The organism is Mesorhizobium sp. P160187 (assembly GCF_057766425.1).
Genome location: NZ_JBYMDX010000003.1, coordinates 1,378,748 through 1,399,943 on the forward strand (window position 1 = coordinate 1,378,748; position 21,196 = coordinate 1,399,943).

Sequence of the window (21,196 nt, forward strand, 5' to 3'; positions counted from 1 at the left end):
AACGCCTGTGATAGGCGACTGGGTGCACATGCCATCCGGCGATAGTCTGGCCATCTACGCGGTAACCGAGATACACATGTGCCGCAGCCGGCGGACGTGGAGAAGGTGCCGCTGGTGTTTGTCACTCTGGAAAACACATAGGAGTAGCAATGCCAACCGGACCTAAAGGCCAGAAGCGCCCCGCCGACGTGATCGGCAACGCCGTCCGTGTCATGCGCATTGCCACTGGCGATGAAGACGACACCGTGATCGACGACGGCAAAGACCCCGCTGCGAAGGCGCTGGGCGCCAAGGGCGGGAAGAAGCGCGCCGAGAACATGACGCCAGAGCGGCGCGCTGAAATTGCCAAGAAGGCAGCGGAAAAGCGGTGGGCTAAGACTTAATTTCGAGTTTGCGGGCCGCCTTCACTCTCTTTTCGACTACCCTGATCGGCTCGGCAACCGGAAGGTTTTCCGGCATCGTTGAGCCGTTTTCGCGCATCACCTTCCGCACGTCCTGCGCAATCTTCTTATTGCGGTCTATGACCCGGTATTCGCCTTTGATGCCTTCTTTTTTGATGACGTCAGCGGCCATGTTCATCTGAAATTCGTTTGCCGACAATTCCAGCGGCCCGGCGTAGTCGAAGGGGTTGTCTTCCCGCTTCAAACCTTTTCGCGCCATCACATCGCGTCTCGGCATATCATAGAGGCCCTGATACCGGGCATCGTGAAACAGAGCTTGCTTCGAATTGGGGACGCCAGCTTCCTTCGCCACTCCGCTGACAGTGCGGAACGCGGTCGTCACTTTGTCCCGCAGATTCAGCCGCTTCTCATCCTGGGTCAGTGCGTCTTCTGCTTCCATGCGATGGGTCTGGACAACGAAGTAAGCCTGAGCGGCGGCGATCTCGGCTTTGCTCGGGTCGCCGTTCATGGCGATGAGACGGCACGCGGCGCGACTGAGGAAGTAATCCAAGCCTTCTCGTTTTCCGCCCCCTCCGAGTTCCATCATTTTGCTTGCACGAGCAATATGATGTGACGGATCAATCGTGTTAGCCGTGAATGAGGAGGCGGCACGCTCAATCACTGGCTCGAACTTATCCCATACACGGTAACCCAACACTGGATGGATATCCCGGGCCATCCAGTATTCCTGCCCGTTCGAGCCTTCCTGTCTGAACTTTTCCAGTCGGTCGATGGTGGATCGGTAGGCAGGAAGTTCCTCAATCGCGGTTTCCATGTCGAATCCTCTTGCGCGTGATGCGTCCCATCACATACCATCGTCACATACAGGAGTCGATGGCATGACCGAACGGAAGAAGATTGAAGAGCGCCTTCGCAAAAAAGAGCAGGAGGTCGCGTCTCTCGAAGAGAAGACCAAGGTAGCTCGCGTCTATGTTCAGGCGTTGCGGGACATCCTCAAAATGTTGGCCACCGACGGCGACGACAACAATACCGATGCGGAAACCGTGCTGCGCACCGGAAGCGCTGTCGCAGATGCGCGGCATGTGATCCTAAAGAAGCGAGCCCCTGTCCATATCAACGAGATTCTGGAAGCGCTTGGCCGGGAAGCCACGCGGGAGGCGAAGGCATCGCTGACAAGCTCGCTCGCCGCATATGTTCGGCGCGGAGAGATTTTTACACGTCCAGCCCCGAACACGTTTGGATTGGCCGAACTAGGCCACGAAACAATCGAGGAGGAAGCGGCCGAGCCACCGCCGAACTTTGGAAGGCCAACGCCGCCTCGGCCATCACGACCACCGGAACCGGAACCGGACGAAGACATTCCGTTTTAAAGTGAGCTTTTGATGCTTGACACTAAGCATAAAAGTTCACATATGAGGGGCATGAACAAACTGCCTCTCAAGACCCGCGTCCAAATCCTCTCCATGCTTTGCGAGGGTTCGAGCATGCGGTCGATCTCGCGCGTTGCCGATGTGTCGATCAACACCGTTTCGAAACTGCTTGTTGATGCTGGCAAGTTCTGCGCCGATCTTCACGACAGCGAAGTCCGCAACGTGAATGCTAAGCGCGTCCAGTGCGATGAAATCTGGAGCTTCGCCGGCGCGAAGGCAAAGAACGTTTCGGCCATGAAAGCTCCGGTTGAAGGCGCTGGCGACGTGTGGACTTGGACGGCTTTGGACAGCGACAGCAAGCTCATCATTTCCTGGCTCGTCGGCGGTCGCGATGGCGAGTATGCGCTAGCCTTCATGGACGACGTGAAAGACCGTCTTGCCAATCGCGTCCAACTTACGACGGACGGTCACCGCGCCTATCTCAACGCGGTCGAGGAAGCCTTTGGAGCGGACATCGACTATGCGATGCTGATCAAGCAGTACGGCGAGCCGGAAGGCAAGAAGACCTCGCCAGAGCGCCGCTACAGCCCGGCTGTCTGCACTGGCGCGACCAAGACGCGGATTGAAGGCAATCCCGATCCGATGCATGTCAGCACGTCGCATATCGAACGCGCCAATCTAACCATGCGCATGGCAAACCGCCGCTTCACACGCCTGACCAATGCGTTCTCAAAGAAGTTCGAAAACCATGTCCACATGGTCGCGATTTACACGGTCTGGTACAACTTCATAAAAATGCACAAGACGCTGAAAATGACGCCGGCAATGGCGGCTGGCGTGTCACAAACTCTCTGGTCCATGGAAGATCTTTGCGAGAAGATGGACGCTGTTGCTCCGAAGCCGGGGAAACGTGGTCCTTATAAGAAGCGGGAACAGTGAGTTTCATGAAAGCGGAGTATAAGGGTCATAGGATTGTGGAAGCCGATAAACTCGCGTTCGATCTCTCTACATGGCGTCCGTCCGATCCAACTGATTTTTCGGTCACCATTGATTTCTATGCGGGAGAAGAGGGCAAAGAAGGCGCGGATGCTTTCACTGCCACGGTGTGTTCGCCGACATGGTTTCTTCGGTCCCACAAAGAAGCGGTATTTTCTGGTGAAAGCGTGATTTTCATGCGGACGTTCGATCACCTTCAACTGGAAAAATTTCTCATCGCTCGATGTGCTTCGGCTGAGGGCAATAGCTGGCATGAGATAGCCTTTGAGCTTTCGCGGGTCGGGCTATGGGAATTCGAATACAAGCTCTGAATTTCAAACTGACACACTACCTGACATGAGCCGATGTTTCCATTTCGATCTCACACGCTTTCGTCGCAGCCGGCTCGCCCTTGCACAGGTCAAGCAGCGTCCTTACGCTCGCGCTGACCAACCGAGGAGCAAGTATGCGTTTCGAAGGCACGGCGGCCTATGTCGCCGACAAGGATCTGATGGTGGCGGTGAACGCCGCGATCGCGCTGGAGCGGCCGTTGCTGGTCAAGGGCGAGCCGGGCACCGGCAAGACCGAGCTTGCCAGACAAGTGGCGTCAGCCCTCGGCCTCGATCTCATCGAATGGCATGTCAAGTCGACCACGCGGGCGCAGCAGGGACTTTATGAGTACGACGCTGTCTCGCGGCTGCGCGACAGCCAGCTCGGCGATGCCAGGTTCAACGACATCAAAAACTACATCAAGCGCGGCAAGCTCTGGGACGCCTTCGCGGCCGGCAAGAAGGTCGTGCTGTTGATCGACGAGATCGACAAGGCCGATATCGAATTCCCCAACGACCTTTTGCAGGAACTCGACCGGATGGAGTTCTTCGTCTACGAAACCGGTGAAACGGTCCGCGCCGCTGTGCGCCCCATCGTCATCATCACTTCCAACAATGAGAAGGAACTGCCCGACGCCTTCCTGCGCCGCTGCTTCTTCCACTACATCCGCTTTCCCGATGTCGACACGCTGCACAAAATCGTCGACGTGCACTATCCCGGCATAAAGCAGAATTTGGTGCGTGCTGCCCTGACCCAGTTCTACGAAATCCGCGACGTGCAGGGGTTGAAGAAGAAGCCGTCGACCTCCGAGGCGCTCGACTGGATCCGCCTGCTGGTCGCCGACGACATCGCACCCGAGGATCTGCGCGCCGACCCCAGGAACGCGCTGCCGAAACTGCACGGCGCGCTGCTGAAGAACGAGCAGGACGTGCATCTGTTTGAGCGCCTTGCTTTCATGGCCAGGCGGCAGGGATAAGGATCGGCGGGCGGGCTGAGCGCTATGAGCGGACTTCGGCCGATCACTCGGCCGCCGCAAGCCCTGTCTCCTGCGGCGCGACGCGCTTCGGCCCGAAGATGACGAAGCCGATGACCGACAGGGCGAGAACGCCGATCCCGCAATAGAGCGTGACCCAGCCGAAACCGTTGACCAGGGCGGCATGCACGATGGCGCCGGATGGGTCGAGGGCTGCGAGCTTCGGCGTCCCCTGCGCAAGGCCCTCCAGATTGCCGGTGGCGACCCTTTCCGCCAGTGCCCGCAACTCATCCGGCTCCAAAGCCGCGCCGAGTGTGGCCCGCAGGTGGGAAACGATACCTTGCGTCAGCAGCAGGCCGAGCACCGCGATGTTGATGGCAAGCGTGATCAGGCGTGCGCTGATATCGATGCCGGACGCCATGCCGGCGCGATCCGGCGATACCGCGCCGGTCGTGGTGTTTGTGGTCGGCGAATTGGTGAGACCGATGCCGATGCCGGCAATCAGCGTGCCGGGCAGCATGGTCAGCCAGGTGGCGCCCTCGAGCCCGGAGCCGATCCACATGGCGATGAAACCGATCCCTAGCGTCAGCAGACCGAGCGGGATGGCAATTCGCGCCTGATAGCGCGCGCGCAGGCGCTCGGCGATCGGCGGCATCACCATGAAGGGCAGCGTGTAGACGAGCAACAGCAGGCCGGTCGTCGTGCTGTCGTAGCCGAGAACGCCCGAATAATAGATCGGCAGATAGATGATGAACGGCCAGTAACTGAAATTCATGCCGATGGCGCCCATGATCGCGCCGGAAAACTGGCGGATGCGGAACGCGGAGAAATCGAACATCGGATAGGGATTGACCCTCTCGGCCACAAGGAAAGCGATGAACGCAGCCACGGAGGCTAATATCACGCCGATGCGGGCGCTGGTCCCGAGATCCGCACCTTGCGTGATCAGATAGGAAAAGCCGAACACCGCCGCCGACAGCGTCAGCATGCCGGCCCAGTCGAGCTTCTGGGCGTTGTGATCGCGCGATTGCGTGACACCGGCGCCGATAAAGGCGAGCGCCAGGATCGCCAGCGGCACGTGGATGAGGAACACCCATTGCCAGTTCGACAGCGCCACGATCAAGCCACCGATGGCGGGCCCGAAACCGAGCCCGATGCCTGAGACGACGCTCCAGGCGACGAAAGCCTTGCCGCGTTCGCGGCCGTCCTGGAACTGGTGAGACAGCACGGCGACGCTGCAGGTCAGCATCGCGCCGCCGGCGAGGCCTTGCAGGAAGCGGGCGGCTATCAGCAGTGCAGCACTCGGAGCCAGGCCGCACAGCAGCGAGGCGAGGCCGAAGGCGACGGTGGTGATCACCATCACGCTCTTGCGGCCGAAACGGTCGGCCAATGTCCCTGTCGCCATCAGCACTGTCGTGCAGGCGATGGTGTAGGCATTCATGATCCACTGCAAATCCCTGAAATTGGCGGCGAGCACGCTTTCCAGTTTCGGCAGGATCACCGGCACGCTGGAGATTTCGAGCCCGAACAAGAGCGACGCCAGGCACACGCCGGTGAGCGCGATGGTGTTTCGTTGAATCGGCATATCGATCTCTTTCCATCCGAGCATGAGGCGCTCTTCAAACCGCGACCAGTTTGAGATAAGGGAGACTCGACCATGAAAAAAGGCTATGCTCGGCTATATCAGAAATGACAAAACGGAATGATTGGCCCAATGGAGTGCTGCGATGACCAGTCTTGATGTGGACGCCGTACGAACCTTTGTGATGGTGGCCGATCTGCAGAGCTTCACCCAGGCGGCCACGGCGCTGGGCAGCACCCAGGCGACAATCAGCGTCAAGCTGCGCCGTCTTGAGGAAAAGCTCGGCGCGCGATTGATCGAAAGAACGCCGCGCCGCGTCAGCCTGTCGGCACGAGGCGCCGTCTTCCTCCCCGCCGCGCGCGACTTCCTTGCCGCGCACGAGCGCGCCATGGCGGAGTTTGCATCAGCACCGTGCCGGCTTGCGCTCGGCTTTGTCGATCATGCCGCCGGTCCGGCGCTGTCCATTCTGATTGCCCAGCTCCATGAGCACGATCCATCGCTGACGCTCAGTTTGAGGATCGATACCAGCACGGTGCTCAAGGAAGCTTTCGATCACGGCGAGCTCGATGCAGTCATCGTGCACCGCGAAGGCGACAGCCGTCCTGGCCGGACCTTGTCGCGCAACCACTATGGCTGGTTCGCCGCACCTTCCTTCGAGTGGCAGCGCGGAACGCCGTTGCGCCTCGCGCTCTTAAGCACCGTGTGCAACTGTCCGGATCGTGTGCGGGCGGTCGAGGCGCTGGACAAAGCAGGCATCGCCTGGGAGGAGGCCTTCGTCGGCGGCGGCGGCGCGGCCGTCAACATTGCGATATCGGCGGGCTTTGCCGTTTCGGCGCTGGCTCACTGCGTCGCTCCGCCCGGCCTGATCGAGGTTGGCCGCAAGCTCGGCCTGCCGTCGCTTGACCCCTCCGAAGTGGTCCTGCATTCGCACAATCTGGCGCCGCGGGCGCGTGACGCGCTGCAAATGCTGGCGACCGCATTTCGCGAGTACAATTCGCCGGTGGATTAGGCGATGGTGTTTCCGATCTGATTCCGCCGGAATCCGATAAGGCTTTGGAGGAACCGAAATGACCGGGATCACCGTCCGCCCGCTGGCGCTGGCCGACCATGCCGACTGGCGGCGGCTGTGGACTGCCTACCTCACCTTCTACGAGACCAAGCTGCCGGACGAGGTCTACGACATCACCTGGAAACGACTGTTCACGGAAGGTGAATTCGAACCGAAGGGGTTTATCGCCACGCTCGACGGCAAGGCGGTCGGCCTGACCCATTATCTCTATCACCGCTCCGGCTGGTCGGAGAAAAACAACTGCTACCTGCAGGACCTGTTCGCCGACCCTGATGTGCGCGGCAAGGGCATCGGTGCGGCCCTCATTGAAGCGGTCAAGCAGGAAGCCGGCAAGATCGGCGTCAAGAACGTCTATTGGATGACCCACGAAACCAACGCCACAGCGCGCAAGCTCTACGACCATGTCGCGCGGCGGACAGGTTTTATCGAGTATGATCTGCTATGATGCGAGCGCGATCGAAATAACGCGGAAGGAGCCGAATGATCCGCTATGTCGGAATCCTGGATGGCAGTGACGGCGTTTGGGCAGTGCGGATGCCCGATCTCGCCGGCTGCCACGGGGCCGGCGCAAACCCGGCTGAAGCGATAGCCGATGCCGCGTCGGCTATGCGCGAATGGGCGGAAGCCCGCATCGCAAAGCACTTGCCCATGCCCAACCCACGTACTGTGGCAAATCTTCTGCAATCCGGCGAAATCGACAGTGCCCGTGGCGACTCCGCCGTGACCGTTCGGCATAGATAACGGCCAACCATGTTCCTCCCCTTCTTTCTCGAACTGAAGGCCGCGCGGGTTCCCGTTTCGCTCAGGGAATATCTGTCGCTGCTGGAAGGGCTGGAGGCCGGGCTGGTCGACTATGACGTCGAGGGGTTTTACTACCTCGCGCGCGCCGCTTTGGTGAAGGACGAACGCCATATCGACCGCTTCGACCAGGTGTTTGCGCATGTCTTCAAGGGGATCGAGGCGCTCACCGGCCCCGATGCCGTCGGTGTCGCCAACATCCCTGAGGAATGGCTGCGCCGGCTCGCCGAAAAGCACCTGACCGAGGAAGAGAAGAAACTGATCGAGGCGCTCGGCGGTTTCGACAAGCTGATGGAGACACTGAAGCAGCGGCTGGAGGAACAGAAAGGCCGCCACGAGGGCGGCTCGAAATGGATCGGCACCGGCGGCACTTCGCCTTTCGGCGCCTATGGCTACAATCCCGAAGGCGTGCGCATCGGCCAGCATGAAAGCCGCAATCGCCGTGCGGTGAAAGTCTGGGACAAGCGCGAGTTCAAAAATTTCGACGACGCCGTCGAGCTCGGCACCCGCAACATCAAGGTGGCGCTGAAGCGCCTGCGCCGCTGGGTGCGCGAGGGTGCGGAGGAAGAGTTCGACCTGCCCGGCACCATCCATGCCACCGCCGAGCACGGCTATCTCGATGTGCAGACGCGCCCCGAACGGCGCAACGCCGTGAAGCTCTTGATGTTCTTCGATGTCGGCGGCTCGATGGACGACCACATCAAAAGCGTCGAGGAGCTGTTTTCGGCCGCCCGCGCCGAATTCCGCCAGCTCGAATATTTTTACTTCCACAACTGCCTTTACGAGGGCGTCTGGAAGGACAACCGGCGCAGGCCTGCCGAGACCATCCCGACCTTCGATCTGCTTCACAAATACGGCCCCGACTACAAGGTGATCGTCGTCGGCGATGCCTCGATGAGCCCTTACGAGATCGCGCATCCCGGCGGTTCGGTCGAGCATTGGAATCCGGAAGCCGGCAGTGTCTGGCTTGGCCGCCTCATCCAGCAATGGCCGAATGCGGTCTGGCTGAACCCCGAAAACCAGAAAAACTGGGGCTTCACCCATTCGATCGCGATGATCCGCGATCTCTTCGGCGGCCGCATGTTCCCACTGACGCTGGCCGGGTTGGAAGCCGCGACGAAGCAGCTCTCACGCAAGCATTGATATGAGAGGAAAACCGATGACCTGCTTTCTTTGCCCGCAATGCGGCGTCCAGTTCGCGGCAACGCAGACCCCTCCAGAAAATTGCCCGATCTGCGAGGACGAGCGGCAATATGTGCGCTGGGAAGGCCAGGCCTGGATCACTGGGGAAGAACTCTCTGCCGGGCATAGGCTTGTGATGAAGGACGATGCCGGCGTTCTCGCTTTCGGCATCGAGCCGCGCTTTGCTATCGGCCAGCGGGCGCTGCTGGCGCAGACGCCGCACGGCAATGTGCTGTGGGATTGCATCTCGATGGTGAGCGACGAGGCGGTAGCCGAAATCAACCGTCGCGGCGGCCTGGCCGCGATCGCCATTTCGCACTGCCACTATTATTCGGTGATGGTCGAGTGGAGCGAGGCGTTTGGCGGCGTGCCGATCTATCTCCATGCCGACGACCGCCAGTGGATCATGCGGCCGCACAACGCCATCGTCAGCTGGGCGGGCGAGACGCTGGCCATAAACCCGTCGCTGACACTCGTGCGTTGCGGTGGCCATTTTGCCGGCGGCCAGGTGCTGCATTGGAAACGCGATGGCGGTAACGCCCTGCTGTCCGGCGACATATTGCAGGTGACGCCGACGCGTCGCCATGTCAGCTTCATGTACAGCTATCCGAACTACATTCCGCTCAATGCGCCGGCCGTGCGACGCATCGCGGCGGCACTTGAGCCTTTCGAATTCGACGACATCTACGGCGCGTGGTGGCAGCAGAACATCATCGGCGGCGCAAGAACGGCATTTCATGCGTCGATCGCCCGCTATCTTCAGGCGATTGGGTAGGAACTCGGCTGAAAATGCGAGCAAAACACGTAACAAACGCCTATCTCTAAGCGAATATTGCTTGCAACCAACAACAAGCCGCCAAGGCTGAGGAGATCAAATGGACACCCACACCTACCCTGTCACCCGCACCGACGCCGAATGGCGCGCCCGCCTGACGCCCGAGCAATATGCGGTCATGCGCGGCCATGGCACCGAACGGCCCGGAAGCTGCGCGCTGCTCTACGAAAAGCGCGCCGGCACCTTTTCCTGCGTCGGCTGCGACCAGCCGCTGTTCGAATCCAAGCTCAAGTTCGAGAGCGGCACCGGCTGGCCGAGCTTCAATGATCCGGTGCCCGGTTCGGTCGAAAACACCGTCGACCGCAGCTACGGCATGGTCCGCACCGAATGCCACTGCGCCCGCTGCGGCAGCCATCTCGGCCATGTCTTCGAGGACGGCCCGCCGCCGACCGGCCTGCGCTATTGCATCAACGGCGTGGCGCTGAAATTCGAGCCGACGGCTTAAACCGCGGTTCGGTCATTGTCTCTTGCGAAGGGGCGGCTTTTGCCGCCCCTTTTCGTTCGACGATCGACTCAGGCGACGGCCGTCAGGATCAGCCAGAGCGCGGACCCCAGCATCATCAGCGAGGCCTTGGTGCCGCCGGACTTCTCGGCGGTTCGCCACACGGCCAGCGTCAGGAAGATGTTGTAGGGCACCGGCGAAAAATGCACGGCCAGAACCAGTGCCAGCGGCTGCTTCACCCCAAGCAGGATGAGTGCGGCCACCGACGATGCGATACTGATGGCGGTGCCGACGACAACCAGGTCGCGCCAGAACAGCCGGTCGAGCCGCACGGCACCTTGCCAGCGCGAGCGGAAGAAGGAGCCGACGGCGGACATCGGCGACCTACCTCTGTCCCAACACGTCGGTGACGGCGCGCTCGAAGCGCGAGCATTCCGTCACCAGCCAGTCGGCCATGGCCGGCCAGTTGTCCTCGGCATAGCAGTTCACCCGCCACATCGAATTGATGCCGAGGCCCTCGCAGCTCTGCTCCGGCCTGAGCTTCAGCCTGTCTTCGATTGCCGGTTGGAACGGCTTCAGCCGCGACCAGACCCCGGTCGCGCCGAACTTCCCGTTACGGCCGAAAAAGACGCCAACTTGGCTTTGCGCCGGCGCGACATACATGGACAGGACCAGAGCGAAGTCAGGCAGCCCGCGCTGCCAGAACCAGGGTCCGCGCCGCGCCATGGAAGCGCGTTCCTCCGGATGCCGTTCGGCGAACAGCGCCCAGAAGCTGCGTTGGCGAAATTCAGAGGCGCGGCGGGCGCCGAAGTCGAATTCGCTCATGGTTCGATGCCCGTTCCAGCATCATTCCTTGGCCCGAGACTGTTTCGAAATTCGCTCCGGCGATATCAACCGGAGTAGAATTTCCACACAGCCTTACACCATGCCGAGCGCGGCCTTGTAGAGATCGAGGATGGTTTCCTCTTCCTGGCGCTCGGCCTGGTCCTTCTTGCGCAGCCGGATGATCGACCGCATCGCCTTGGTGTCGAAGCCGGTGCCCTTGGCCTCGGCGAACACTTCCTTGATGTCGTCGGCGATGGTCTTCTTTTCTTCCTCGAGCCGCTCGATGCGCTCGATGAAGGCGCGCAACTGGCCGGCGGCAACAGTCTGGCTGGTATCTGTGATGTCGTCGGCCATGTTTTTTCTCCGCTACTTTTTAAGCACCGCGATTCTGGCGCGGTAAATTGGGAGCGGGTTCGATGCCCGAGCGGGCGCGGCGGGTCAAGCCATTATCGGCGCTTCGTGAACGGCTGCTGCCAGCCGTCCCCAGTGTGATGGATCCGCGCGTCAGCCAAACGCGATCAACAGATCCTTCGCATCGATCTGATCGCCGGCCTTGACCAGCACTTCGGCCACTGTGCCGTCGCGCTCGGCATGCAGGGCCGTCTCCATCTTCATGGCTTCGATCGACAACAGCACGTCGCCGGCCTTGACCGCTTGGCCGGCGGCAACCGAAAGGGCGGAGACCACGCCCGGCATCGGCGCGCCGACATGCGCCTCGTTGCCGGGCTCGGCCTTGCGCCGTGCCTTGGCTGCCGAGGCGCCATGCGCCCTGTCCGGCACCCTGACGCGGCGCGGCTGGCCGTTGAGCTCGAAGAACACGGTGACCATGCCCTTCTCATCGACGTCGCCGATCGCAAGGCAGCGCACCACAAGCGTCTTGCCTTTTTCGATGTCCAGGAAGATCTCGTCTTCGGACTTCATGCCGTAGAAATAGGTCGGCGTCGGCAGCACACTGACCGGCCCGTAGGTTTCCTGCGCGGCGGCGAAGTCGGTAAACACTTTCGGATACATCAGCCAGGAGGCGAATTCGTACTCCGAGAGCTTGCGCTCCAGCTTCTGCTCGATCTCCTTGCGGCTGGCCTTGAGGTCGGCTGGCTTGAGCAGCGAGCCCGGCCGCTCGGTGATCGGCTTGCTTTCCTTCAGTGCCTTCTTCTGCAGCTTCGCAGGCCAGCCGCCGGGCGACTGGCCGAGATCGCCGCGCAGCATCGAGACGACCGAGTCCGGGAAGGCGATGTCCTTGGCCGGGTTTTCGACGTCGGCAACGGTTAGATCCTGGCTCACCATCATCAGCGCCATGTCGCCGACCACCTTGGACGACGGCGTCACCTTGACGATGTCACCGAACATCAAATTGACGTCGTGATAGGCTTGTGCCACCTCGTGCCAACGCGTTTCCAGCCCGAGCGAACGCGCCTGCTCCTTGAGGTTAGTGAACTGGCCGCCCGGCATTTCGTGCAGATAGACTTCCGAGGCTGGCCCCTTGAGGTCGCTTTCGAAGGCGGCATACTGGTTGCGCACCGCTTCCCAGTAGAAGGAGATTTTGCGGATCCATTGCGGATCGAGGCCGGGATCGCGCTCGGTTCCCTTCAGCGCCTCGACGATCGAGCCCAGGCAAGGCTGCGAGGTGTTGCCGGAGAAGGAATCCATCGCCGCGTCGATGGCGTCGACGCCGCTTTCCACGCCGGCCAGCACCGTCGCCGCCGACAGGCCTGACGTGTCGTGGGTGTGGAAATGGATCGGCAGGTCGGTCGCCTCGCGCAGCGCCTTGAACAGCACGCGGGCGGCAGCCGGCTTCAAAAGCCCGGCCATGTCCTTGACGGCGATGATATGGGCGCCGGCTGCCTGCAATTCCTTCGCCAACCCGACATAGTATTTAAGGTCGTATTTGGCGCGCGCCGGATCGAGGATGTCGCCGGTGTAGCAGATCGCCGCTTCGACCAGCTTGCCCTCCGCGCCCACCGCGTCCATGGCGACGCGCATATTCTCGACCCAGTTCAGGCAGTCGAAGACGCGGAACAGGTCGACCCCACCGGCCGCTGCCTGGCTGACGAAATGTTGCACGACATTGTCGGGATAGTTGGTGTAGCCGACGCCATTGGCGCCGCGCAGAAGCATCTGCAGCAAAAGGTTGGGGGCGGCTTCGCGCACTTTGCTCAGCCGCTCCCACGGATCCTCGGTCAGAAAGCGCATGGCGACGTCGAAAGTGGCGCCGCCCCAGCATTCCAGCGACAGCAGCCGCGGCAGCGCCCGCGCATATGTGCCGGCTATGCCGGCAATGTCATGCGTGCGCATACGGGTGGCGAGCAGCGACTGGTGGCCGTCGCGCATCGTCGTGTCGGTGACAAGCACCTCTTTTTGCTCACGCATCCAGGCAGCGAATTTCTCCGGCCCCAACGCGTCGAGCTTCTGCTTGCTGCCATCAGGCACGTTGCCGTTGAGATAGGGCACGACAGGCGCTGCCGCATCGGCCTTGGGCATCGGACGGCCGCGGGTTTCGGGATGGCCGTTGACGCTGACGTCGGCCAGATAGTTGAGCAGCTTGGTGGCGCGGTCCTGCCGCTTCACCTGCGCGAACAGCTCCGGCGTCGTGTCGATGAACCTGGTCGTATAGGAATTGTCGGCGAAGCGCGGGTGGTTGATGATTGCCTCGAGGAAGGTGAGGTTGGTCGCCACGCCGCGGATGCGGAACTCGCGCAAGGCCCGGTTCATGCGGGCGATCGCCTCGGCCGGTGTCGGCGCCCAGGCAGTCACCTTCTCCAGCAGCGGATCGTAGAAGCGGGTGATGACCGCGCCCGAATAGGCGGTGCCGCCGTCGAGGCGGATGCCGAAACCGGCGGCTTCGCGATAAGCGGTGATGCGGCCGTAGTCCGGAATGAAACTATGCTCCGGATCCTCGGTCGTGATGCGGCACTGCAGCGCATGACCGTTCAGCCTGATGTCGGCCTGCGCCGGCACGCCCGACTCTTTCGTGCCGATGGCAAAGCCGTCCAGTATGTGGATCTGCGCCTTGACGATGTCGATGCCGGTCACCTGCTCGGTGACGGTGTGCTCGACCTGGATGCGCGGATTGACCTCGATGAAGTAGAATTTGCCGGTGTCGGCGTCCTGCAGGAATTCCACCGTACCGGCGCCGATATAGCTGGTCTCGCGCGCGATCTTGAGCGCATAGCCGCAAAGCTCCTGGCGCAATGCCTCGCTGAGATAGGGCGCCGGCGCCCGTTCGACGACCTTCTGGTTGCGGCGCTGGATCGAGCAGTCGCGCTCGAACAGATGCACCGCGTTGCCATGCGTGTCGCCGAGCACCTGGACCTCGACATGGCGGGCGCGCTCGATCAGCTTTTCGAGATAGACCTCGTCCTTGCCGAAGGCGGCCTTGGCCTCGCGCTTGCCTTCCATCACCTCGCGGGAGAGGTCGGCTTCCGCGCGGATGGCGCGCATGCCGCGCCCGCCGCCGCCCCATGATGCCTTGAGCATCACAGGATAGCCGACTGTCTTGGCGAGCTGCTTGACTGCTTCCATGTCGTCCGGCAGCGGTTCGGTTGCCGGCACCACCGGCACGCCGACCTCGATGGCCAGATTGCGCGCGGCGACCTTGTTGCCGAGCCGGCGCATCGTGTCGGGCTTCGGCCCTATGAAAGTGATGCCGGCCTCGGCGCAGGCATCTGCGAATTCAGGGCTTTCCGACAGCAGGCCATAGCCCGGATGGATGGCGTCGGCGCCGGACAGTCTGGCGACCCGGATCACTTCCTCGATCGACAGATAGCTTTCGATCGGCCCCATGTCCCTGGCCAGATGCGGCCCGCGCCCGACCTGGTAGCTTTCATCGGCCTTGAACCGATGAAGCGAATATTTGTCCTCCTCGGCCCAGATCGCCACGGTTTTGAGGCCGAGCTCGTTGGCCGCGCGAAAGACGCGGATGGCAATTTCGGACCTGTTGGCGACGAGGATCTTCGTGATGGCCAAGGAAGGAGACTCCGGACAGGGAGGGATGGGGCGGAGGCATGATTAACGCGAAAATGCTGCAGTGCAACCAAAATCGAGGAGAGATTAAACCGATTTAAATGCGATTCTAGCACCACGGCTCGAAAAGCTGCGTGCGATTGGCGCCGCGAGGTGACGCTAATTGTCGTGCCCGCACAAATTCGACCCCGGCTAACGGCTTGTCCAGCCACCCTCGCTGCCGCCCTGTCACCAACAAAAATGCCCGGCGCGAGCGCCGGGCATTCCATAGAGCTGCGTTCCGAATTACGACTTCGGGAACCAGGAGATCTTGCCGTCCGGACCCTTCTTCCATTCGTACATGATGTAGCCCGGGAGCTTCGGATCGCCCTTCGCGTCATAGGCGAGATCGCCCAGAACGGTCTTGAACGGGCCCTTCTCGTGCAGCGCCTTGGCCACTTCCACGGGGTCGTTCGACTTGGCCACGGCAGCAGCCTCGGCGATCACCTGCATGGCGGCGTAGGAGTAGAGAGTGTAGGCTTCCGGCTCGAAGCCCTGAGCGCGGAACTTCTCGACCAGTGCCTTGTTCTCGGGGATCAGGCGCGGATCGGGACCGAAGGTGTTGAGCGTGCCGATAACCGCATCGCCGGCGATCGCAGCCAGCTCGTCGGTGACGATGCCGTCGCCCGACATCAGGGTAGCCTTGAGGCCCTGGTCCGCCGACTGGCGGATGATCAGGCCGGCTTCGGTATGCAGGCCGCCCCAATAGATCAGGGTAACACCGGCGTCCTTCATCTTGGCAATCAGCGCCGAGAAGTCCTTGTCGCCGACATTGACGCCTTCGTACATGACTTCGGTCAGGCCGGCTGCGTTCATCGCCTTCTTGGTCTCGTCGGCAAGGCCCTGACCATAGGGGGTCTTGTCGTGGATGACGGCAACCTTGGCGTCCTTGAAGTTGGTCGCGATATAGCCGCCGGCGATGCCGCCCTGCTGGTCATCGCGTCCGCAGGTGCGGAACACGTTCCACAGGCCGCGCTCGGTGAATTTCGGGTTGGTCGCCGCAGGCGTCACTTCGACGATGTTGTTGTCGACGTAGACTTCCTGCGAAACCGGGATCGAGACGCCCGAGTTGAAGTGGCCGATCACGAATTTCACGCCGTCGCCGACGAACTTGTTGCCGACCGAAATGCCCTGCTTCGGATCCGAGACGTCGTCGCCGACTTCGAGCTTGATCTGCTCGCCGTTCATGCCGCCTGCTGCGTTGATGTCGGCAACGGCCGCTTCCGCACCCTTCTGCAGCTGCGCACCGAAGGCCGCATTCGGACCGGTGATCGGACCTGCGACGCCGACGATAACGTCAGCCCATGCATTGCCACCGAACGCGACAAGCGCGGTCAGGGCAACGGCGGACAAAAGTGATTTCTTCATTTAAACGCTCCCATTTACGAGGTGGGCGTGGATGAAACTTTCATGCGATGCCCACCCTTATCGCAGAAAGCGTACTTTGCCGATTTTCAGGCCCTTGTCACGCCGATTCATCCCCGGAACGGCGTTAATGATGAACGTCAACCTTTCGGTTTCCAGCTTAAGATCGAAGCCCGTTCGTAAAGCCAATTATACTGCGTCACCATCTGGTTCGTACGCGTGTATTGATAGCCGACAAATCCCAATATCATGAGCACGATTGTGTCCACGACATAGTATTGCAGCGAAAACATCGTGCCGCCGAACAAGGCATGATGGATGAACCTGATGCCTATGCCGAGACCCAGCAGATAGGCGAACAGCGCCGGCAGGCTGCGCCATGTCTGGGCGCTGGCCTTGCCGGTCATCCATGCCGCCCAGCCGCCGAGCAGACAGGTGACGAAGAAGAACTGCCAGATGGAAGGTTCCTCGTGAAGAATGCCTTGCATGATGAAGACTCCCTAGCATGATCCCGAAAAGTTGCAGACTTTTCGGACAAAGGTCATGCGACAAACAAACAAGTTGGAGCGGAATACCGTATGCATACATTCCGCTCCAAAATCAGTGATGGCCGCCTTCGAGATAGGCCGCCCGCACTTCCGGATTGGCGAGCAATTCCTTGCCTGTGCCGCTCATGGTCACGTTGCCGTTGACCATGACATAGCCGCGCGTGGCGAGTTTGAGCGCGCCGAAGGCGTTCTGCTCGACCAGGAACACGGTCAGCCCTTGCGTGCGGTTCAGCTCGCGGATGGCATCGAAGATCTGCTTGACGATCAGCGGCGCCAGACCCAGCGACGGCTCGTCGAGCAACAGCAGCTTAGGCCGCGCCATCAGCGCACGTCCGATCGACAGCATCTGCTGCTCGCCGCCCGACAGCGTGCCGCCGCGCTGGGCAATGCGCTCCTTGAGGCGCGGGAACAGCGCGAACACCTTCTCGGCATCTTCGTCATAGTGCTTGAGATTGTCGAGACCGGCGCCCATCTGCAGGTTTTCCATCACCGTCATGCGCGGGAAAATGCGCCTGCCTTCCGGCGACTGCGCAATGCGCATGCGGGCGATCTCGTGCGTCGGCATCTGGGTGATGTCGGTGCCGGCGAAAGTGATTGAGCCGGCACGAGCGCGCGGCGCACCGAAGATGGTCATCATCAGCGTCGACTTGCCGGCACCGTTCGCACCGATCAGCGCGACGATCTCGCCCTGGTTGACGTGGACATCGACGCCGTTCAGCGCCTTGATGTTGCCGTAGTAGGTCTCGACGCCCTTGATGTCGAGCAGCGTTGTCTCGGCCATCACTTACGCCCTCCGCGCGGCTTGCCTGTCGGGGATTTGGTGGCCGCCGGCTTGGACTTGGCTGTCAGACGCTCGGACGGTGCTCTTGGCGCGGAGTTGGCTCTTGTATCGTATTGGGTGGCTTTTGAAGCTCCCTTCGACACTGTGACCCGCTCGCCCTGGCTGTGGCCGATCGTGTCGCTTACCGGGCCGGCGAGATAGGAAGACGATGTGCCTGGTCCGTGAGCCGAATCCGGCCCGATGTCCAGCTGCTCGATGACGTCTTCATCGCCAACCTCGGTCAGCACCGTCTCGACCTCCTCGTCGTCGACGCCGAGATAGGCGGCGATGACGCGCGGGTCGGTACGCACCGATTGCGGGCTGCCGTCGGAAATCTTGCGGCCATATTCAAGCACCACGACATGGTCGGAAATCTGCATGACCACCGACATGTCATGTTCGATCAGCAGGATCGAGGTACTGCTCTTGATGTCCATCAGCAGCGAATTCAGCGCAGCCGACTCCTTCGGATTGAGACCGGCCGCAGGCTCGTCGAGGCACAGAAGTTCGGGCCCTGTGCACATGGCGCGCGCAATCTCGAGGCGCCGCTGCGCGCCATAGGGCAGGTCGCCGGCCGGATCGTCGGCGCGATCGACAAGATCAGCCTTCTCCAGCCAGTGCTTGGCAAGCTCCACCGATTCAGCCGAGGCTCTGCGGTAGCCGCCGATCCCGAACAGGCCCAGGATCGTATAGCCGGATGCCTTCATCAGCTTGTTGTGCTGGGCAACCAGCAGATTCTCCAGCAGCGTCATGCCCGAGAACAGGCGGATGTTCTGGAAGGTGCGCGCCACCTTGGCGCGCGCCGGGATCTCATGATTGGGCAGCCGTTCGAGCAGGAAGCTCGAGCCGTCGGCCCGGTTGAGCGTAATCATGCCTTCCGACGGCTTGTAGAAGCCGGTGATGCAATTGAAGACGGTGGTCTTGCCGGCGCCATTGGGTCCGATCAGAGCGGTGATCTCGCCGCGCTTGGCCTGGAACGACAGATCGCCGATGGCGATCAGGCCGCCGAACTTCATCGAAAGATGCTCGACCTGGAGGATGGCGTCTTTCATACCCGGATTGGTCTTCTGAATGGAGGTCGCGCTCATCAGCCGTGCCCTTCCTTGGTGAAGGAGGAGGAGACCGCTTTTCGTTCACTGAGGAAGGCCGTCGGTTCACGGCTGCCGACAAAGCCGCGCGGCTTCCACAGCATTACGATGACCATCGCCATGCCGAACAAAAGCATGCGGTAAAGCTCCGGCGTGAAATCTTTTCCGAAGACACTTTTCAGGAAATCGAGTTCGCGCAGTGCCTCGGTGCCGCCGATCATCACCAGCGCGGCGACCGCGATGCCGACCAGCGAGCCCATGCCGCCGAGCACCACGATGGCCAGGATGATCGCCGATTCCAGGAAGACGAAGGATTCAGGGCTGACGAAGCCTTGCCGTGCGGCGAAGAAGGCGCCGGCAAAACCGCCGAACATGGCGCCGGTGGCAAAGGCGGTGAGCTTGGTGGTGGTGGTGTTGATGCCAAGCGAGCGGCAGGCAATCTCGTCCTCGCGCAGCGCCTCCCAGGCGCGGCCGACAGGCATGCGCCTGAGCCTGATGGTGACGAAGGCGGTCAGCAGCGCCAGCCCGAGAATGAGATAGTAGAGGAAGATCTTGTAGTAGGCGCTTGACTGGGCGATGTGCAGCACCTTGCCGATATAGTTCGGGTCGGTCGAATTAAACGTCATCAGGCCGAAGAAGGTGACCTTCGGGATGCCGGAGATGCCGGCCGAGCCGTTGGTGACTTCACGCCAGTTGATCAGCACCAGGCGGATGATCTCGCCGAAGGCCAGCGTCACGATCGCCAGGTAATCGCCACGAAGCCTGAGCACCGGAAAGCCGAGCATAACGCCCCAGAAGGCGGCCATGGCGCCGGCGGCGGGCAGCAGGATCCAGAACGACAGGCCGTATTGCGAACCGAGCAACGCATAGGCATAGGCACCGACCGCGTAAAAGGCGACGTAGCCGAGATCGAGCAGGCCGGCGAGGCCGACGACGATGTTCAGCCCCCAGGCCAGCATCACATAGATCAGGATCTGGATGCCGAAATTGTCGACCCACTTCAACGAGCCCTGCAGGCCGCCGGTTATCGACCACGCGTAGATCGACAGCACCACGACGACGAGGATCGGGTATAGCACCAGCGCCGCAATCCCGAGCTTGGTGAAATTGGCGTGGATGAAGGAGCGGAAATAGAAGATCACGCAAGCGAGCGCGTAAATGACGGCCAATGCGCGCAGGAACTGAAGGTAGCCGGCCAGATCGGGTCCCACCAACACCGGCAGGGCGCTGCCGAACGCAACCAGGACAACCGCCAGCACAACGGCGACGATGAAGGCCGGAAGCAGGAAGAAGCGCGACGCGACGCTCGCCGGCAACAGGCCGGTGGCGACATTGGTGATCTTCTGATTGGCCATGAACGGCTGGCCATATGCAATGTAGAAGAAGCGGCCAAGCATGGTCAGCACGACCACGGTGATGAGCAGCAACCAGCGCTGCACCAGGATCAGCTGGTTGCTTATGTTCTGGTCGGTCTTCAGGCCGATGAAGAGAATGAACAACCCCAGCGAGATGGCGCCGGCATAGAACGCTTCGCGCAATGCACGCTGCACGGGGGAGGCGACGGTGTCGCGCTCCGAGGATACGGAAACCGCCATTGTCTCAGACCTTTTCGACTTCTGGCCGGCCCAAAATGCCGGAAGGCAGGAAGATCAGCACGATCGCCAGGATCGAGAACGCCGCGACGTCCTTGTAGTCGATCGAGAAATACGCCGACCACATGCTCTCGATGAAGCCGATCAAAAGCCCGCCAAGCACCGCGCCCGGCAGAGACCCGATGCCGCCGAGAACGGCCGCGGTGAAGGCCTTGACCCCCGGCACAAAGCCGTCGGAAAAGGCGATGACGCCGTAATACATCAGGAACAACGTGCCCGCGACGGCCGCAAGCGCTGCACCCATGATAAAGGTGATCGAGATCGTACGGTCGACATCGACACCGAGCAGCGCCGCCATCTTGCGGTCCTGCTCGCACGCCCTTTGCGCCCGGCCGAGGGAAGTCCTGTTGACCAGGTACCAGAACAGCGCCAGCAGCAGGGCGGTGACGACGACGATGATGATCTGCTTCAGCGACACGCTGATGCCGTTGATGTTGTAGACTTGGCTGACCATCGGCGGGATCGGCTTGTTGCGCGGACCTTGCGTCACCTGGATGAAGTTCGACAGCGCGATCGACATGCCGATGGCGGTGATCAGCGGCGCCAGCCGGAACGAACCGCGCAGCGGCCGGTAGGCCACCTTCTCGATCGTCCAGTTGTAGAGGCTGGTGAGCAGCATCGCCACGATCATCATGATCAGCAGCGCCAGGACGACCGGGACCGAATAGAACAAGGAGCCGAGGATGAGGAAGACAACGAGGGCGGCGAATGCCCCGACCATGAAAATGTCGCCGTGGGCGAAGTTGATCATGCCGATGATGCCGTAGACCATCGTGTAGCCGATTGCGATCAGCCCATAGATCGATCCCAGCGTCAGCCCATTGATAAGCTGCTGGACAAAGTACTGCATGTGTACATGGCTCCCCTGGAATGTCGCCCATGCAGACGCATTCCTTTTCGTATTTCCCCTAGTCGTAAAGTTTCGAGCCCGGATTGCAACGT

Annotated in this window: 22 protein-coding genes and 1 pseudogene; 11 read left to right on the forward strand and 12 right to left on the reverse strand. The window is 61.3% G+C overall.

Annotated elements, in window-relative coordinates:
• Positions 1–149 precede the first annotated feature (149 nt).
• Positions 150–383, forward strand: a complete 234-nt coding sequence (locus AC3CCE_RS10100; protein ID WP_023732997.1) for a hypothetical protein — start codon at positions 150–152, stop codon at positions 381–383.
• Here AC3CCE_RS10100 and AC3CCE_RS10105 read toward each other — a convergent pair.
• Positions 373–1,215, reverse strand: coding sequence for a BRO family protein (locus AC3CCE_RS10105; protein WP_352623749.1), 843 nt, complete (start codon positions 1,213–1,215; stop codon positions 373–375). The genes AC3CCE_RS10100 and AC3CCE_RS10105 overlap by 11 nt on opposite strands.
• A gap of 64 nt (positions 1,216–1,279) precedes the next feature.
• Here AC3CCE_RS10105 and AC3CCE_RS10110 point away from each other — a divergent pair, with 64 nt between their 5' ends.
• The 4 genes from AC3CCE_RS10110 (at position 1,280) to AC3CCE_RS10125 (ending at position 4,052) form a co-directional block, all read left to right on the forward strand.
• Positions 1,280–1,771 (forward strand): hypothetical protein, encoded by a 492-nt coding sequence (locus AC3CCE_RS10110; protein WP_023700258.1) that lies wholly within the window; start codon positions 1,280–1,282, stop codon positions 1,769–1,771.
• 51 nt (positions 1,772–1,822) lie between these two features.
• Positions 1,823–2,710 (forward strand): IS1 family transposase, encoded by an 888-nt coding sequence (locus AC3CCE_RS10115; protein WP_352623751.1) that lies wholly within the window; start codon positions 1,823–1,825, stop codon positions 2,708–2,710.
• A 5-nt stretch (positions 2,711–2,715) separates the two neighbouring features.
• Entirely contained in the window at positions 2,716–3,078 is a 363-nt protein-coding gene (locus tag AC3CCE_RS10120) for an Imm8 family immunity protein (protein WP_352623832.1), read from the forward strand.
• Between the two features lie 134 nt (positions 3,079–3,212).
• Positions 3,213–4,052: an AAA family ATPase gene (locus AC3CCE_RS10125; RefSeq protein ID WP_352623753.1), complete on the forward strand. Its 840-nt coding sequence runs from the start codon at positions 3,213–3,215 to the stop codon at positions 4,050–4,052.
• Between the two features lie 43 nt (positions 4,053–4,095).
• Here AC3CCE_RS10125 and AC3CCE_RS10130 read toward each other — a convergent pair whose 3' ends face one another.
• On the reverse strand, positions 4,096–5,634 hold the full coding sequence (locus AC3CCE_RS10130) for an MFS transporter (protein ID WP_352623755.1): 1,539 nt from the start codon (positions 5,632–5,634) through the stop codon (positions 4,096–4,098).
• Positions 5,635–5,776: 142 nt separating this feature from the next.
• Between AC3CCE_RS10130 and AC3CCE_RS10135 the strand changes: the two genes are divergently transcribed.
• The 6 genes from AC3CCE_RS10135 to msrB all read left to right on the forward strand — a co-directional run bounded on the left by AC3CCE_RS10135 (position 5,777) and on the right by msrB (position 9,960).
• Positions 5,777–6,640 carry a LysR family transcriptional regulator gene (locus AC3CCE_RS10135; RefSeq protein WP_352623757.1) on the forward strand — a complete coding sequence of 288 codons (864 nt, stop codon included), beginning with the start codon at positions 5,777–5,779 and terminating at the stop codon, positions 6,638–6,640.
• 58 nt (positions 6,641–6,698) lie between these two features.
• Positions 6,699–7,145 carry a GNAT family N-acetyltransferase gene (locus AC3CCE_RS10140; protein WP_352623759.1) on the forward strand — a complete coding sequence of 149 codons (447 nt, stop codon included), beginning with the start codon at positions 6,699–6,701 and terminating at the stop codon, positions 7,143–7,145.
• 35 nt (positions 7,146–7,180) lie between these two features.
• On the forward strand, positions 7,181–7,441 hold the full coding sequence (locus AC3CCE_RS10145; RefSeq protein WP_050592375.1) for a type II toxin-antitoxin system HicB family antitoxin: 261 nt from the start codon (positions 7,181–7,183) through the stop codon (positions 7,439–7,441).
• Between the two features lie 9 nt (positions 7,442–7,450).
• On the forward strand, positions 7,451–8,641 hold the full coding sequence (locus AC3CCE_RS10150; RefSeq protein WP_352623761.1) for a vWA domain-containing protein: 1,191 nt from the start codon (positions 7,451–7,453) through the stop codon (positions 8,639–8,641).
• A 16-nt stretch (positions 8,642–8,657) separates the two neighbouring features.
• Positions 8,658–9,455: an MBL fold metallo-hydrolase gene (locus AC3CCE_RS10155; protein WP_023668726.1), complete on the forward strand. Its 798-nt coding sequence runs from the start codon at positions 8,658–8,660 to the stop codon at positions 9,453–9,455.
• A gap of 100 nt (positions 9,456–9,555) precedes the next feature.
• A complete protein-coding gene (gene msrB, locus AC3CCE_RS10160; RefSeq protein WP_023688927.1) occupies positions 9,556–9,960 on the forward strand; it encodes a peptide-methionine (R)-S-oxide reductase MsrB in 405 nt (134 codons plus the stop codon).
• 68 nt (positions 9,961–10,028) lie between these two features.
• Here msrB and AC3CCE_RS10165 read toward each other — a convergent pair whose 3' ends face one another.
• From AC3CCE_RS10165 to AC3CCE_RS10210, 10 genes and pseudogenes are all read right to left on the reverse strand, one after another.
• Entirely contained in the window at positions 10,029–10,334 is a 306-nt protein-coding gene (locus AC3CCE_RS10165) for a hypothetical protein (protein WP_023744966.1), read from the reverse strand.
• Positions 10,335–10,341: 7 nt separating this feature from the next.
• Positions 10,342–10,782: a hypothetical protein gene (locus tag AC3CCE_RS10170; protein WP_023744965.1), complete on the reverse strand. Its 441-nt coding sequence runs from the start codon at positions 10,780–10,782 to the stop codon at positions 10,342–10,344.
• 93 nt (positions 10,783–10,875) lie between these two features.
• On the reverse strand, positions 10,876–11,136 hold the full coding sequence (locus AC3CCE_RS10175; protein ID WP_023668722.1) for a DUF2312 domain-containing protein: 261 nt from the start codon (positions 11,134–11,136) through the stop codon (positions 10,876–10,878).
• A 150-nt stretch (positions 11,137–11,286) separates the two neighbouring features.
• A complete protein-coding gene (gene pyc / locus AC3CCE_RS10180; RefSeq protein ID WP_352462248.1) occupies positions 11,287–14,745 on the reverse strand; it encodes a pyruvate carboxylase in 3,459 nt (1,152 codons plus the stop codon).
• 282 nt (positions 14,746–15,027) lie between these two features.
• Positions 15,028–16,149 (reverse strand): branched-chain amino acid ABC transporter substrate-binding protein, encoded by a 1,122-nt coding sequence (locus AC3CCE_RS10185; RefSeq protein WP_023668720.1) that lies wholly within the window; start codon positions 16,147–16,149, stop codon positions 15,028–15,030.
• Between the two features lie 137 nt (positions 16,150–16,286).
• Positions 16,287–16,634, reverse strand: a complete 348-nt coding sequence (locus AC3CCE_RS10190) for a DUF6867 family protein (RefSeq protein WP_023668719.1) — start codon at positions 16,632–16,634, stop codon at positions 16,287–16,289.
• Between the two features lie 112 nt (positions 16,635–16,746).
• Complete coding sequence (locus tag AC3CCE_RS10195; protein ID WP_023668718.1) at positions 16,747–17,475, reverse strand: ABC transporter ATP-binding protein; 729 nt, start codon at positions 17,473–17,475, stop codon at positions 16,747–16,749.
• Between the two features lie 20 nt (positions 17,476–17,495).
• Positions 17,496–18,602: pseudogene (locus tag AC3CCE_RS10200) on the reverse strand (ABC transporter ATP-binding protein); the annotation flags it as partial.
• A complete protein-coding gene (gene livM, locus AC3CCE_RS10205) occupies positions 18,602–20,197 on the reverse strand; it encodes a high-affinity branched-chain amino acid ABC transporter permease LivM (RefSeq protein ID WP_023668716.1) in 1,596 nt (531 codons plus the stop codon). The gene livM and the pseudogene AC3CCE_RS10200, both read right to left, overlap by 1 nt.
• Before the next feature lie 4 nt (positions 20,198–20,201).
• Entirely contained in the window at positions 20,202–21,104 is a 903-nt protein-coding gene (locus AC3CCE_RS10210; RefSeq protein ID WP_023668715.1) for a branched-chain amino acid ABC transporter permease, read from the reverse strand.
• Positions 21,105–21,196: the final 92 nt, after the last annotated feature.